Source organism: Paenibacillus sp. URB8-2, assembly GCF_013393385.1.
In the GTDB taxonomy this organism is placed as follows: Bacteria; Bacillota; Bacilli; order Paenibacillales; family Paenibacillaceae; genus Paenibacillus_AQ.
Genome location: NZ_AP023239.1, coordinates 1,085,082 through 1,100,221, shown reverse-complemented (window position 1 = coordinate 1,100,221; position 15,140 = coordinate 1,085,082). Strand labels below are relative to the sequence as shown.

12 protein-coding genes are annotated in these 15,140 nt (G+C 55.5%); 5 read left to right on the top strand and 7 right to left on the bottom strand.

Annotated features, from left to right (window positions below; translation table 11 throughout):
* Positions 1 to 184 precede the first annotated feature (184 nt).
* A complete protein-coding gene (locus tag PUR_RS05120; RefSeq protein WP_179034310.1) occupies positions 185 to 1,882 on the bottom strand; it encodes an MFS transporter in 1,698 nt (565 codons plus the stop codon).
* 153 nt (positions 1,883 to 2,035) lie between these two features.
* Here PUR_RS05120 and PUR_RS05115 point away from each other — a divergent pair, with 153 nt between their 5' ends.
* On the top strand, positions 2,036 to 2,668 hold the full coding sequence (locus tag PUR_RS05115) for a TetR/AcrR family transcriptional regulator (RefSeq protein ID WP_232101726.1): 633 nt from the start codon (positions 2,036 to 2,038) through the stop codon (positions 2,666 to 2,668).
* A gap of 133 nt (positions 2,669 to 2,801) precedes the next feature.
* On the opposite strand, the gene PUR_RS05110 is transcribed toward PUR_RS05115, so the two are convergent.
* Positions 2,802 to 3,974, bottom strand: a complete 1,173-nt coding sequence (locus PUR_RS05110; protein WP_179034308.1) for a polysaccharide deacetylase family protein — start codon at positions 3,972 to 3,974, stop codon at positions 2,802 to 2,804.
* Positions 3,975 to 4,392: 418 nt separating this feature from the next.
* Between PUR_RS05110 and qoxA the strand changes: the two genes are divergently transcribed.
* Genes qoxA through qoxD form a run of 4 tightly spaced genes read left to right on the top strand, consistent with a single transcriptional unit; the run spans position 4,393 to position 8,285 of the window.
* On the top strand, positions 4,393 to 5,409 hold the full coding sequence (gene qoxA / locus PUR_RS05105) for a cytochrome aa3 quinol oxidase subunit II (protein ID WP_179034307.1): 1,017 nt from the start codon (positions 4,393 to 4,395) through the stop codon (positions 5,407 to 5,409).
* Between the two features lie 38 nt (positions 5,410 to 5,447).
* Complete coding sequence (qoxB, locus tag PUR_RS05100) at positions 5,448 to 7,397, top strand: cytochrome aa3 quinol oxidase subunit I (protein WP_179034306.1); 1,950 nt, start codon at positions 5,448 to 5,450, stop codon at positions 7,395 to 7,397.
* Positions 7,394 to 7,990: a cytochrome aa3 quinol oxidase subunit III gene (qoxC, locus tag PUR_RS05095; RefSeq protein ID WP_179034305.1), complete on the top strand. Its 597-nt coding sequence runs from the start codon at positions 7,394 to 7,396 to the stop codon at positions 7,988 to 7,990. Before qoxB ends, qoxC begins: the two co-directional genes overlap by 4 nt.
* Before the next feature lies 1 nt (position 7,991).
* The gene (qoxD, locus tag PUR_RS05090; RefSeq protein ID WP_179034304.1) at positions 7,992 to 8,285 is read left to right on the top strand and encodes a cytochrome aa3 quinol oxidase subunit IV; all 294 of its coding nucleotides are present in this window, start codon (positions 7,992 to 7,994) and stop codon (positions 8,283 to 8,285) included.
* A 583-nt stretch (positions 8,286 to 8,868) separates the two neighbouring features.
* Here qoxD and PUR_RS05085 read toward each other — a convergent pair.
* From PUR_RS05085 to PUR_RS25935, 5 genes are all read right to left on the bottom strand, one after another.
* Positions 8,869 to 10,575 (bottom strand): methyl-accepting chemotaxis protein, encoded by a 1,707-nt coding sequence (locus PUR_RS05085; RefSeq protein ID WP_179034303.1) that lies wholly within the window; start codon positions 10,573 to 10,575, stop codon positions 8,869 to 8,871.
* Positions 10,576 to 10,734: 159 nt separating this feature from the next.
* The gene (locus tag PUR_RS05080; RefSeq protein WP_179034302.1) at positions 10,735 to 11,418 is read right to left on the bottom strand and encodes an ECF transporter S component; all 684 of its coding nucleotides are present in this window, start codon (positions 11,416 to 11,418) and stop codon (positions 10,735 to 10,737) included.
* Positions 11,391 to 13,232: an ABC transporter ATP-binding protein gene (locus PUR_RS05075; protein WP_179034301.1), complete on the bottom strand. Its 1,842-nt coding sequence runs from the start codon at positions 13,230 to 13,232 to the stop codon at positions 11,391 to 11,393. The genes PUR_RS05080 and PUR_RS05075 overlap by 28 nt, the downstream gene beginning before the upstream one ends.
* On the bottom strand, positions 13,148 to 14,089 hold the full coding sequence (locus tag PUR_RS05070) for an energy-coupling factor transporter transmembrane component T (RefSeq protein WP_179034300.1): 942 nt from the start codon (positions 14,087 to 14,089) through the stop codon (positions 13,148 to 13,150). The genes PUR_RS05075 and PUR_RS05070 overlap by 85 nt, the downstream gene beginning before the upstream one ends.
* Complete coding sequence (locus tag PUR_RS25935; protein WP_232101725.1) at positions 14,086 to 14,967, bottom strand: DUF4430 domain-containing protein; 882 nt, start codon at positions 14,965 to 14,967, stop codon at positions 14,086 to 14,088. Before PUR_RS25935 ends, PUR_RS05070 begins: the two co-directional genes overlap by 4 nt.
* Positions 14,968 to 15,140: the final 173 nt, after the last annotated feature.

Sequence of the window (15,140 nt, the reverse complement as noted above, 5' to 3'; positions counted from 1 at the left end):
TCCCCCGCTCCCGGGATTATAGCTTCCCTGGCAGAGCAGGTGTATCAACTGTACTATTATTAATAATACAGTTAATCGGAATTGTCAATACAATCCTGCTAAATTGAAGAAGCCGTTCCCGCAGGAGATATGGGCATCTCCACAGGAACGGCAATAGCGGTTGATGCGACGGGGTCGCGCCAATTTAGAGAAGCGTGCCTTTCTCCGCAGCCGGAATTTCTCTTCCGCTGCGGCGCGGGGACCGGTCGCTCATCAGGGCAAATACAACGCCGGGAAGCAGCAGAAGGCCGGCGAGAGCAAAGGTGCGGCTGAATCCCTTCACAGCCGCCTCCTTCATTTCGCCGCCAATCCGGCCCACCAGCTCTTCCGTTTCGCGAATCTGGGCGGGCGCAGCTTGCTCAAGCGCCGCGCGAGGCGCAGGCGCAAGCTTGGAAGCGGCAGCCCGAAGCTGCGAGCCGACTGCCGCCGCCGCGCTTTCCGGCGAAGGGGGCGAAGCCGTGCCGACTGCGCCTCCGGAACCGGCGCTTTGCAGCGACGCCGCCAAGGCTTCCTTGACGGGCGGCAGCAGCCGGCCATCGTCCCGGATCATCTGTACGGCGCTGCTGCGGGCGGCGGCCGCCTGATCATCAAGATTCTGCTGGAGCGCAGTGACGATGATGGCCACGCCGAGCACGCAGCCGAGCGCCTTGGTCATATTGATGACACCCGAGGAGATGCCAACCTTCTCCTCGGGCACATTGCGCACCGCAGACGACATGACCGGAGCCATCGTTAGGCCAACACCGATGCCGGCCGCAGCTAAACGCAGCAGAATTCCGCTCACCGGCGAAGAAGCCGACAGTCCTCCGAGGGAATAAGTGGCGGCCGCAATCACCACAATGCCAGCAGCGGCGAACCATCGGCTTCCGTACTTCCCGGACAGCGGCCCGGAAACGGCCGAGGTCAATGTCGAGCCAAGGGCCATCATCGATAGGATCAATCCTGCCTTCAAATCGCTCATACCCATGATGCGCATTAGAAAAAAGGAGGTCAGCAGCGAAATATTCATCAGCCCCGCACCGACAATCAGCAGGGTTAACGCCGCTCCGTTGAAGGTTTTGATCTTCAGCAGCTCCAGCGGAAGCATCGGTTCCGCGCATTTACGCTCCATATAGAGAAAGAGAAGCAGAAAAAGAAGACCGGACGCGAAGAGCAGCAGAATGGCGGAAGAAGTCCAGCCCCAATCACCGACCCGAATTAAGCCGTAAACGAAACAGAACATGCTCCCGGTGATGAACAGTGTGCCCGCAAAATCCACTCTCCGCCCCGCGGAGACATCCTTCGATTCCCCAATGAACACTAGCGTCAGAATCACGCTCAGCACGCCGAGCGGCACATTGACAAAAAAGATCCACTCCCAGCTCAGCTTCTCCATCAGCACTCCCCCGAGCGCCGGCCCGCTGGCCGCGGCCAGACCCGAAACGGCTCCCCATATCCCGATAATCGCGCCGTGCAGCTCCTTCGGAAACGTCGAGGTCGTCAGCGGAATCGTCACCGGCACGATGATCGCGCCCGCCAGACCCTGTATAACCCTCAGCGCAATCAATACGCTGAGACTTGACGCAAATCCGGCGAGCAGCGACGAGACGGTGAACAGAACGATGCCGATAAGAAACACCTTTTTGCGCCCGAACTGGTCCGCAAGCCGGGAAGCCGTCAAAATAAAGACGGCGAAGGCCAAATTATAACCGTTCATTACCCACGAAATCCCCGCAACGTCGCCCCCGAAATGCTTTGTCATTTCCGGCAGGGCGATATTGACGATCGTCGTATCCAGCAGCGCCATAAAAAAACCCAGCACGATTGCCGTAAACGCAAAAACCCTCTTCATTTTTTCGCTCACCCGCAACCCCTCCATAAATATGAACTATAGTTCGCGTTCAGATTATATGAACTTTAGTTCATGTTTGTCAATGAAAAAACTGAACTAAAGTTCAATTTTCGTTTGACACTCTATTTCGGCTTCCTTACAATCTTGATTAAGGAGGGTTTGCGCGTGAACGAAACTGAAGAACAAATAGCGGACAAAACAAGAACACCCCGGCAGGACCGGAGCATCAAGACCAAGGATGCAATTGTTCAAGCGGCAGCCAAGCTTTTTTCCGAGAAAGGCTACCACCGGACGAACACCAAACAGATCGCCGCGGCCGCAAGGGTTTCGACAGGGAGCTTTTATTCTTATTTCACGGACAAGCGCGACGTGTTTCTTGATGTGCTCAAAATTCACAGCGAAGCGATGCAGGCCCATGTCGATTCCACGGTAGCGCAGCTTGGCACCCATCCGTCGGACAAACGGGTGATCATCTCGCATATGATCGACAGCCTTATCCAATCGCACGCCCCCTATATCAGCTTTCATCGGGAGCTCTCCCTTCTGCAGCTATCCGATGAGGTGATTAAAGAGGTCATGGAAAGCCAATACGACCTAGGCCGCCGGAAAACGCTGGAGTTTCTAAAGCTGAGCGAGCATGAGCTGCGCGCCTCTGACCTGGAAGCCGCCGCCGTTGTTGTCTTCGAATCGGTCAGCAGCGTTGTGGACCGCATCGTATTCTCCGGCGGAGGCATTTCGGCCAACCGCATCAAGGCGGAGCTGGTCGATATGCTGGTCCACTATCTGTTTGGCGAATAAGAGCAGCCCACGCTTCTTATTTCCCAAAAAAAGCGTCCTTCTGAACCGCACTGGGTTCTTCGGGACGCTTTTTTAACGGCTTATCTGATTTGCCGGCAGCGGATGCTCCTGTAGACGGGGCGCCGCATATCAATCACCGCGTATCATGCCAGAAATTCACCGGCTTAAGATCGGATGTGATGATTTCGTATTGATAGCCTTTCATTTGGAGATAATCCAAAATACGGGGCAGCACCTTGAGCGTCGTCTTCTGATCGTGCATCAGAATGACGGGCGCGACGCCGCACTTGTCCAGCTTGCTGACCTGACTGACCACATTGTTATAGATCGAATCGCCGGCGCTCCCATATTTCCAGTCCAGGGAATCGACGTTCCAGTCCCAGAGACGATAGCCGCTGCCCAGCACTTTATCTCTGAAGGCTTTCGTAAAATACGGCTTACTGCCGTAAGGCGTGCGAATCAGCTTGGTGGACTGACCGGAGACCGCCCCCAGATCTGCATTGTCCTGGTTCATTTCTTTAAGCGCGGCAGGCGGCGAAGCGTAAAACTTGCTCTTCATATGGGTTATGCCATGCAGGCCGAGGCCCTGCTCCGATTTAACCATGCGCTTCACCTGACCCGGATAACGCCCGATGTTCGGTCCCAGCATGAAAAAGGTCGCCTTTGCGCCGTGCTTCTCCAAAATATCGAGCAGCTGCCCGGTCGTCGCCGACGGTCCGTCGTCGAAGGTCAAATAAACGATCTTTCCCTGCGTTCCCGGCTTGGTAGAATTCGGGGCTGGCACGGAAGAATCCGGCACGGCCGGGGACGGGCTTGGAGCAGGCTGGGCCGGCTCTTCCGGCGCAAGCTCGTTTTTAAACTTCGCGGCAAACGCATCGTCATCGAGCGACTGCGTACCGTCCGTAATCCGCAGCAAATGCTGATCGGGCTTATAAGATACAGAATAGCCGAACAGCGGAACGATTTTCAGGGGCACCATCAGCTTACCGCCGCTTGTAAAGGTGCCCAGGCTTATTTCCGTCCCGTCTTCCATGATCCCCTTGCCCTCTTTCAAGATTTTGAGACTTCCGGCGCCGCCGGCAAGACTCAAATCCTCCGGTGTGCCCGAAAGGCTCAGCTTCAGCTTCTCCGCAAGCTCGCGCACCGGCACATAAAAGGTATACTCCACGGACACGGCGCGGATATCCGTAACGCTGTCATTGACTCCAAGCTTTATTTCGCCGCTTCCTGCGGCAAGCGCTCCCGGCCCCGTTCCCAATGCGATGATAAATATAATAGCGCATAACAACAGTTTTTTGATCGGCAAGGCGGCAAGTCTCCTATCCTATGTAGTTCAGTTCTCTCTAAACCTTAACATAAATAGAATCAAACGAATTTGAGAGAATGTAACCATCAGGCAAAAAACTTGTTACCACCGGCACTAAAAGCTGTGCGCAAGAGCAAATTATTTGTGACAAACTTAGCAACAATCTTTAATTCATGAACAATTTTCGAACAATTAAAATCCAGCGCAAAACAGCGTAACGACAGTGATCTATATCATATTATCTCGATTTTTGTAACAGTTTTTACACAGAAAATTAAACAAATCGCCATTTTATAGGATTTATATGGAATATAAACTATATTGTGCATTTTGCATTCCCCTTAAGGAATTTCTAATATAGATAGAGGTTAATGTTTTCCGGTTAATGAAAACCAGTATTTAAGGAAAGGAGTTCACCATGAACAAAAAAGGGCCTTTATACGCATTGTTTTTCAGCCTTTTCCTGCTGCTGCCCGGATGCAGTTCGCTCACCGTTCTGAATCCGAAGGGGCCTGCGGCAAAAACGCTGTCCGACACGATCATCCTGTCCATTCTGACGATGCTCGGCGTCTTGGCCGTGGTCTACATTCTCTACATTATCATGCTGGTGAAGTACCGCGCAAAAAAAAGCAACGAAGGGTATATTCCTCCGCATGAAGAAGGAAATAAATGGCTGGAAGTCACTTGGATCACGATTCCGATCATCATCGTCGCCTTCCTTTCGGTCGTAACCGTGAAGACGACGAATGCGGTGGAGAATGTTCCCGCAGATTACAAGGATCAGAAACCGATGGTCATTTACGCTTCGTCCTCCAATTGGAAATGGCATTTCAGCTATCCGGAGGAAGGCATTGAAACGGTAAACTATGTGAACTTCCCCGTTAATCGCCCGGTAGAGTTCAGATTGTATTCCTTCGGACCGATTACAAGCTTCTGGATTCCGCAGCTCGCCGGACAAAAATACGCGATGAGCGATATGACGACCTATCTGAATCTTGTCGCGGAATCCCAAGGCGATTTTCTCGGAAGAAACACGAACTTCAGCGGCAAAGGCTATGCCCAAATGGAGTTCACAGCGAGATCAATGAGCGCCGAAGACTATGACAATTGGATAAAAGACGTCAAGGAAACCGCTCCGCAGCTGACCGAAGACAAATTCAAATCGCTGCTGGCAACGGCCCATGTCGGGCAAGAAACGTTCTCGTCCACGCATCTGGCCTTCAGCCCTCCTCCGGGAGAGCACAGCGAGCATATGGATATGGACCACAGCAATATGGAAATGGACAACGGCAACATGGAGCACCAGGATAACAAGGACGTTCATCCTTCTCCCGCTCCGGAGAAACAGACGGAATTCAACAGCAAGCCGGATTCTGAACTCAACTCTCCTCTGCCCAGCTCGCCGGCGGATGAACACACGCACCAGAGCAACTAATTCCAGACTTACTTGAACAACTGAAAGGAGTCCTCCCAATGAATTTTGATATAGAAAAATTCAAGGTTCACGGCGAACCCCTGATCTACGGAGCGATGATCAGCATCGCTCTCGCCTCGATCGGGATTGTAGTCGGGTTAACCGTTTTTAAAAAATGGGGCTGGCTGTGGCGGGAATGGCTGACGACCGTTGATCACAAGCGGATTGGCGTTATGTACATTCTGGCCGCGCTGCTCATGCTGTTCCGCGGAGGCATCGACGCTTTGATGATGCGTCTGCAGACCGCCGCCCCGGAAATGAAATTTCTGGACGCGCAGCATTACAATGAGGTCTTTACGACCCATGGACTGATTATGATTCTGTTCATGGCTATGCCGTTTATTATCGGCCTTATGAACGTCGTCGTCCCGCTGCAGATTGGCGCCCGGGACGTCGCCTTCCCGCGCCTGAACGCGGTCAGCTTCTGGCTCTTCTTCTTCGGAGCCATGCTGCTTAATATCTCGTTTGTCATCGGCGGGTCTCCCGACGCCGGCTGGTCCGCGTATTTCCCGCTGGCGAGTCTGGAATTCAGCCCGACCGTGGGCAACAACTACTATTCGCTGGCGCTGCAGATTTCCGGTATCGGCACACTGATGACAGGCGTCAACTTTATCGTGACGATTCTGAAGATGCGCGCTCCGGGTATGAAGCTGATGCGCATGCCAATGTTCACCTGGTCCGTGCTGATTACGAACGTAATCATCGTCTTCGCGTTTCCGGTGCTGACCGTGGCGCTGGCGCTGATGATGTTCGACCGTCTGTTCGGCTCCCAGTTCTTTACGATGGCGAACGGCGGCATGGATATGCTCTGGGCCAACCTGTTCTGGGTATGGGGACATCCGGAAGTATATATCGTTATTTTGCCGGCCTTCGGTATTTACAGTGAAATCATCGCGACCTTTTCCAGGAAAAATCTGTACGGATACACTTCGATGGTCGCCAGTATGCTGATCATCTCCTTACTGTCCTTCGTTGTATGGGCGCATCACTTCTATACGATGGGTCAAGGCGTCATGGTCAACAGCTTCTTCTCGATTTCGACGATGGCCATTGCCGTGCCGACAGGCGTCAAAATCTTTAACTGGCTGTTCACCCTCCGAAAAGGGCGGATCAGCTTCACAACGCCGATGCTGTATTCTCTGGCTTTCATTCCGATCTTCACTATCGGCGGCGTTACCGGCGTTATGCTGGCCATGGCCAGCGCCGACTATCAGTACCATAACACCATGTTCCTTGTGGCGCATTTTCACTATGTTCTGATTCCGGGCGCCGTATTCGCCGTTATCGCGGGCTTCCACTACTGGTTCCCCAAAGTATTCGGCTTCCGCCTAAACGAACGTCTGGGCAAGCATGCTTTCTGGTGGATTATCATTTCCTTTAATGTGGCGTTCTTCCCGCTGTTCATTCTCGGACTCATGGGCATGACGCGCCGGATGTACACCTATTCCGCCGAAACGGGCTTCGGCCCGCTTAACATGATCTCATTCGCCGGCGCGCTCGGCCTCGCTATCGGCTTCGTCATTCTCGTTTATAACATTTACTGGAGCACACGCTATATGCCGCGCGACGAGAGCGGCGATCCGTGGGATGCCCGCACGCTCGAATGGGCGACCAAGAGCCCAATCCCGGAATACAACTTCGCGGTTGTTCCGAATGTTAAATCGCGCGATCCGTTATGGGCCATGAAGTATGACAAGCAGCCGCTGTTCGAAGACAAGATTACGAAGATTCATATGCCGAGCAATACCGGCAAGCCGTTTGTCCTTGGGGTTGTCTTCTTCTTCCTCGGATTCTTCCTGGTATTCAGCATGTGGATTCCGGCGATTGTTGCCGGCTTCGGCGTCCTGATTGTGCTGGCGGCGATGTCATTCGACCGGGATCACGGCTTTTACATTCCGGCTGACAAAGTGATCAAGACAGAAAAGAAATTGGGGGGTGGAACGGTATGAAAGTAGATACCTCCAAACCGCTTGAATACAGCACGCAAGAGAACAGGAACCGCATCTTCGGCTTCTGGATCTTTCTGGGAGCGGAGATCGCGCTGTTCGCCACACTGTTTACCGTATTCTTCGTTCTGGTGAACCGTTTCGGGGAAGGTCCGAGCGGAAGCGAGCTGTTCGAAGTCAGCCCGCTGCTGGCCGAGACATTCCTGCTGCTCACCAGTTCCTTTACAATCGGTCTGGCCGTTCACGCCATGCGCCATCAATACAAGAGAGCCATGCTCGTCTTCTTCGGCATTACGCTGCTGATGGGCCTCGGCTTCCTCGGCATCGAGATTTCAGAATTTGTGACCTATGTACATGACGGCGCGACGCTTCAGACGAGCGCGTTCCTCTCCAGTCTGTTCGTACTGCTAGGCACTCACGGCGCCCACGTAACCTTCGGTTTCCTGTGGGGCTCCGCGATTATGATCCAGCTCATGCGGGAAGGGATTAACCCGGCTACAGCCAACAAATCGTTCATCTTCTCGCTGTACTGGCACTTCCTGGACGTTGTCTGGATTTTCATCTTCAGCTTCGTCTACCTGAAAGGACTGATGTGACATGATGAAGCAGCTGTTTCCCATTCGCCATGTAATCGGCTATATTGCCTCTCTGGTCCTTTCCGCCGCGGCGCTGTTGGTTATTTACGGAGATTTCTCCCATACCGCGAACATCGTTATACTGGCCGTTACCGCTCTGATTCAGGCTTCCCTGCAGTTGTTCCTGTTCATGCACATCGGGGAATCGGCCGACACGAAAAAAGAGCTGTACATCAACATCGCCTACGCGCTGTTCGTTGGTCTTGTCACCATCTTCGGCACGCTCTACATCTTCGTCTGGGGCTGGTACAGTTAAATATCGGTTTACAAGAAGAAATATAAGACCAAACGATAGGCGCGAAGCTTATAAAAGTCTTATATTTTGGAAAAAGCGTCTTTGGCTGCTGCGGCGGCCGGGACGCTTTTTTGTTCGCTTCGCGTATTTTGATGCCCTGCGGCAAATCAAAGCTGCGCGAAGCATCGCAAAAAGGGGCCATCCCTAAGTCATCCAGGATGACTTTTGGGAGGGCCCCTTTTTTTTGCGTACGGGGATGAGAAGCCCCGTTGGTCAATTGGCGGATGGAGAGGGAAAAACTCCATCTAATTCATGAGAAATCGGGCGGTTGAACGGATTAACTGGAAAAACTCCATCTAATTCACGGATTCCGCCCGTTCGGTCGATTAAACGCCCCAATTAGCTGGAGGTTTTCCCTTATAATTCGGATATCAGCCTGTTATCCTGCTAATTTAACGGAGGAATTCCGCTTAGTCGTTCCTTAAGGCAGCCCGTAAGGGCTGGCTCCCGACTGGGACGTCAAATGGAGCCATCCCTAAGTCATCCAGCGATGACTTTTGGGAACAGCCCCTTTTTTATTTGTAAGCTGGATGCCCCTGCGGCCTTACAGCTTGAACCCGGCAAGATTCTTCTGCAGTTCCTCCGCAAGCGAAGCCAGATAACGGGCTGAACTCGACATCTCTTCCATCGCCGACATCTGCTCCTGGCTTGACGCGCTGACATCCTCGACGCCCGCTCCGCCTTTTTGCGAAATGTCGTTCACCATTTCCATAACGGCGACCAAATCTCCGGATTCTTCGGAAACATGCTTTACAGATTTACTGATCGTTTCGGTCTGCCGGATGGCATCCTGGATGGAAGCTACGATATCAGAGAATGCCTCGGAAATTTCGCCGCTTCCGGCCACGCCCTCTGTCGCAAGCTTGGCCCCGTGGGACATGGATTCCACGGCTTCTCCGGTCTGCTGCTGAATTTGCGTAATAATGCCGGTAATGTGAAGCGAGCTCTTGGCCGTCTCTTCGGACAGCTTCCTGATCTCTCCCGCCACGACGGCAAAGCCTCGTCCAACCTCCCCGGCTCTGGCGGCTTCAATGGAAGCATTGAGCGACAGCAGATTCGTCTGCCCCGCAATTCCGTTAATCGTCGTAATAATGTCGCTGATTTCTCCTGACAATTCGGCCAATGAAGCGATAATTTTCTGCGTTTCAGTCATGTTGGCGTTGATCTGCGTCATTTGCTCCGCAATTTGGGTGACCTTGTCCGCCCCGTGGTCGGCAGAATCCGCCGCCTTCGCCATCAGGGCCGACATCTGCCCGCTGCCGCTCTCCACCGATGAGATATCCTCCGCCATCGCCTGAATGGAAGCGTTCGTCTCGGCCAAACTGTATATCTGCGTTTCGAACCCTGCGGCCAATTCTGAAGCGGTGGAAGCAATCAAATTGGAAGCCAGCGAGGTCTGATCGGCGCTGGCGCTCATTTCCTCGGAAGAAGCGGACAAGGTCTCCGCACTCTCCGACACGCTCTGCATCATACGGCGCAGGCTCGCCAGCATGCCGTTAAACGAGCCGGTGATTTGACCGATTTCGTCCTTGGAGCTGTACGCCGCAGCCGCCGTCAGGTCTCCCTGCTCCGCTCTTCCCATGCTCTCGCGCAGTATGGCCAAAGGCTTGGTAATCATGCGGACGATAAAGAAGGCGCCCAGTTGGGTGAGAAGAGTAAAGACAATAATCAGGACAATATTCAGGTTCCGTGTGCTCTGGGCTTTTGCCATTGCGTCAGCGTACTGCTTCTCCGCATCCTGTTGAAGAAGACTTCCGGCATTGCCGAGCAGATTTACCATCTTGCTGCGCAGAGTGCTGAAATCTCCGGAAAAAAGGGCATACGCCTCAGCTTTGCGGTTAGCCTTAGCCAGCGTAATAATCCGCTCTCTTTGGCTCCGGTATTCCGGAAGCAGCGATTCGTATTCTTTCAGCTTATTCAAGGCTTCGGCCGTACCAAAAGAAACTTGAAGCAGTTTCTTAGATAGGGCATCGTTACTCGCCTTCTTCGATTCAACATCCTCGGCGAGCTTCGCATTGCTTGCCACGTTGTTGGTCATCATAAGCTCCAATAAATCGGATTCGATCAAACCGTTGTTGATTCGGATTTGGGCGGACCATAGAACAGGCAGGAGGTTCTCCTTATACATTGCTTTGGAACGATCCGCCAGTTGCTGCCCGGTAACTATCCCCACAACTCCCACACTGATCAGTGCAAACAGGACGATAAGCATAATAAGTCCCATTTTGTACTTCAATTTCAAATTTTTCATTATGATCCTCACTCTCCGGGTGACTTTTTACATATACAATTGTTTATCGGCAAAACTCCTTTGCAAATTGAATGATTTGAAACGATAATCGACAAATTACAACAAAAAAGCCGGGCAGATTAACAATCCGCCGGCTTGTCATGACACGTTAGCCGTTCTTTAACGCAGCAGCCCGTATTTTTTGCGAAAACGCTCAAGCACCTTAATCCAGCCTCCCGCCAAAATGGACAGAAAGACGACATTGGACAGCGCATGCGCCAGATCGAAATAAAAACTGGCGGCATATACAGTCGCAATAAGTCCCCAGCTGAAAGCGTCGGGCAGGCCAATCAGGTGCCAAATATTCATGATCCATCCGAATAAAAAGCCCCATATAAAGCCAAACAGCAGCAGCCCGGGTCTTGTCCTCATCCAGCGCGTGTTGCGCAGCCAGCCGGCGGTAAGCCCGACCATCCCCCAGGCAAACATCTGCCACGGCGTCCACGGCCCCTGTCCGAAATACAGATTGGAGACGAGAGCCGCAACCGCCCCGATCAGAAAGCCCGCTTCCGCTCCAAATACATACGCCGACAAAATAACAATGGCCGACACCGGCTTGACGCTCGGCAGCGCGGCGAACGGAATCCGGCTGACGGCGGCAAGCGCGGCAAGAACGGCTAGCAAGACCAGCTCTCTTGGCTCAAGCTTCCGGCGTTCCAGCCTTAGAAACAGCGGAAGCAGCGCGGCGCAGAGCAGCACCAGACTCAGCAGCAGATAGTGGCGGTCCTTGAGCGCGGAGGACAGCGCAAGCGCGCCTATAAACAGGCCAAACGCAATCAGGACCGGGAAACGAAATCGTACCATTGTGACATCACATCCTCTACGGTCAATGCTTGCGGCAGCCGATCGCGGACCATCCGGTTAACGGCTGTCGTATAGAAATAATTCGCGCCGAAAAAAGCCTCCGGCTGCCCTTCCGCCGCCATGCTTCCGTCAAATAACATAGCGCAGCGGGAAGCGTAGCGCGCTGCAAACTCGACGTCATGCGTAACGAACGTTACGCTTTTCCCAGCCTCCGCCAGCGCTCTCAGCAGTTCTGCCAAATGCTCCTTGGTGCCAGGGTCCAGCCCTTTGGTCGGCTCATCCAGCAGCAGAATATCCGGCCGCAGCAGCAGCACCATCGCCAGCGCCGTTTTCTGCTGCTCGCCGCCGCTGATGTCATGCGGATGGCTGGCGAGCACGCCTTCGAGGCCGAAAGCGTCCGCCAGCGAGGCAATCTCCCGCTCGCCCTCCGAGGCGGGCAGGCCCGCGTACTTCGCCATATGCCGCAGTTCTTCCGACACTGTGTCATGGCTGAAATACAGCAGCGGATTTTGCGCCAGATAGCCGGCGGTGACGCCTTTCGTGAGCGCCATCCGGCCCCGCTGCGGCTTCAGCAGACCGGCCATCAGCTGCAGCAGCGTGGACTTGCCCGCACCGTTTCCGCCAAGGATAGCGGTAAGCTCCCCCCGGTACAGCGAGAAATCGAGTTTCTTCAATATCTCGGGCCCGTCTTTCTCGTAACGGAATGTTACCTCCCTGCATTCGAGCAGCGTCTCCTGGGCGCGTGACGGCTGCGGCTCCCGCGCGAATGCTCCGGAGCCGGATCGTGAAAATGAAGATCCGACGCCCCCGTTCTCCCAGAGCCGCGCTCCCTCAATCGTGTTGCCTTTACCGCTCCCGCCCAGTCGGGTCAGGTCTATCCGAGCTGGACCGGCCGCATTCTTCTCCCGGGGGCCAGCGCTCGGAATGGCCCCCTCCGCAGAGACCGGGGACGCCGATTGCGCTTCTTCGACAGCCGACTCCAGCCAGCGTTTGCCTTCCCGCACGGTCAGGGGAATTATATCCGTCAGCGCGGCGGCCGGGGAGGCTGACAGGGCCAGAAACAAACGCGAAGCTGCAGGCAAATAGGCATAATGCCCTTCTCCAAGCCCGCTCCCCGCGGCGCGCACGATTTCGCGGGGGCTTCCGTCCGCCGCAATTCTGCCGTTCTCCATCACCAGCACGCGGTCCGCCAGCGGCAGCGCTTCTTCCAGCCGGTGCTCGCTTATAATGACCGTCATCGACAGCTCCTCATTCAGACGGCGGAGCAGATAAATGAACTCGCGGGCCGCTATCGGGTCAAGCTGCGAGGTCGGCTCGTCCAACAGCAGCAGCCGGGGATGCAGCAGCAGGACGGAAGCCAGATTGACGAGCTGCTTCTGTCCGCCGGACAGCTCATGCACCGGCTTGTACAACAGCGGCTCCAGCCCGAACAGCCCGGCCATCTCCGCAAGCCTGCCACGCATGACGGACGGGGAAAGACCCAGATTTTCCATGGAAAAAGCAAGCTCCTGCCATACCGTCTCCATCACGATCTGCGCCTCCGGATTCTGGAAGACCATGCCGATTTCCCCGGCCGCGGTCTCCGGCGGCAGCAGCGGCAGCTCTGAGCCTCTGTAATAAATCGTACCGCTGCCGCCCCCCACCGGGGTCAGCTCCCGCTTCAAATGCCGCAGAAGCGTCGTTTTGCCGCTTCCCGAGGGACCGCAGAGGACAACGAATTCGCCCTCTTTTATTGTGAACGATATCCCGTCCAGTGAAGGCCTTTCTTCCCCTGGATAGCGGAAGGACAGCTCCTGTGCGCGGAGTATCTCCATAACCATTTCTCCTTTCCTTCCACCCAGAGGGGAAGCGCTGCGAACAGACAAAAGGCGGCGTACATCGCCGCTTCCTGCCAGGTAAATACCGGCGGCTTCATCCGGGGATACAGCATCAGCATGCCGTATCCCTGAAACCAGCCCCACAGGGTACCCAGCCCGCCCGCTCCAAGCCCGGCCAGGACGCGAATATCGCGCCGATCCAGCCTGTACACCGCATAAGAGGTTCGGCGGCTTATGCCGTACCCGCGCGCTTTCATGGAGTCGGCGGTCTGCAGCGCTTCCTCCAGCGACCAGGTCAGCAGTGTCTTTAGCAGCGTCATGCCGTCCGACATACGAGAGCGCAGGCTGCCTTCGCGGACCGACACTCCGCGCGCGCCCTGAATCAGTGCAATCCGGCGAAGCCGTCGCTGAAACAGCGGAACGAAGCGGAGCGTCATGAGCGTTATCAGGGCGCTTTTGGGAGCCGCGGACGCGAACAGGTACATGAATTTATCCGGCGTTACTGTATAGTTGTACGAAAGAAAGATAACAAAAACCGAAATCAGCACAACCATCATCATCAGCCCGTACAGCACGGCTTCCAGCGTAATCGGCTGATCCATGAAATAAAACAGGATAACGGCTCCCCTATGCGAAAAAAGCGGGTTCAGCAATGCTGCGGGAATGGCGACGATCAGGCAAAAAGCCAGGCTCCCCGCTATCCGCCGTCCCTGTCCCTGGAGCAGCATCAGGCCGAGAAGGGCCCCGATTTCGGTCAGCAGGAACACCGGATGGAACAGCAGCAGCGTGAACAGCAGCAGCCCGGCGTAATAGACTACGGCCACCGACGGATGCATGGACCGGAAGCCGTTCACCTTGAGGCTCCCAGATCCTTGCCCATATCAAGCGTATACAGCCATTCAACCGTATCTCCCGGCTTCAGCCCGTAAGCTCCGGCGCTTTCGCTCGGGAACTTGCCGTTCACCCGGTACATCCAGCCGCTCTCGGCGCCCCGGTCCATCTCGTACAGGTTGGCGATGCCTTCCACGTAACCGACGGCTTTCGCTCCTCGGTACTCCATCTGGATTTTGTGCTGGCGGGTGACCCGCTTCAGCACATCCAGCGCGCTGTCGCCCTCCTCCACCTCTACCGGGGTCGGCGGCAGAACGGTTCCAAGCTCGTTGTCGCCGACAATGGACATTGTGACGGCGGCTTGCTCGGCGGCGGGCCGGTCGCCGCCGGATGAAGGCGACGGGCTGGCCGCCGTCGCCGTAGGCTTCGGCTGCGCCGGGGCGGCCGGTTTCACGGCCGCAGGCGGCGCAGCCGAAGCTGGCGGAGCAGCCGCCTTGGCGGGCGGCTGCGCGCCTGTGGACGCCGGGGCGGGCGAAGCGGCCCCGGCTGTCTTGCCCGCCGCCTCCGGCGCGGCGGCGGCGCGGTCTCCCGGCGGCTGCGAAGCGCCGGGAGATGTTGGCCGGGCCGCGTCGGCGGCAGGCCCGGCCGTGTTGGGCGCAGCGGCGGACGCATCAGCCGCTGCCGCAGTCCCCGGCGCCGGGCTCGCGCCGGGCGTGCCCTTGGCGGCTTCGGGCGGCGCCGAAGCCGGGGCTGCGCCGCCGCCGGTGCCCGTGCCGGCGGCGCTTGGCGGCGGGCTCGTTACCGCCGCCTCGTCACGGTCCGGCGCGCAGCCGGACAGCAGCAGCGCGGCTGCAAGCAGAAGGGGCGCTAGGGAACCGGCGCCCGCTTTTCGGATTGACATCAAGATGGGAACACCTCCGTGTAAAGGGAAAGAACGAGGGCAGCAGAGCGCCCCCGTTCATTGTATTAAAGCTTGTATGATTACATTCAGAAATTGCGAGACGGAATTTCTCCCGCTTATCCATCAGTAAAAGGGCCTCCGGCAAAAACAAACGGGAAAATCTCCATCTAAAT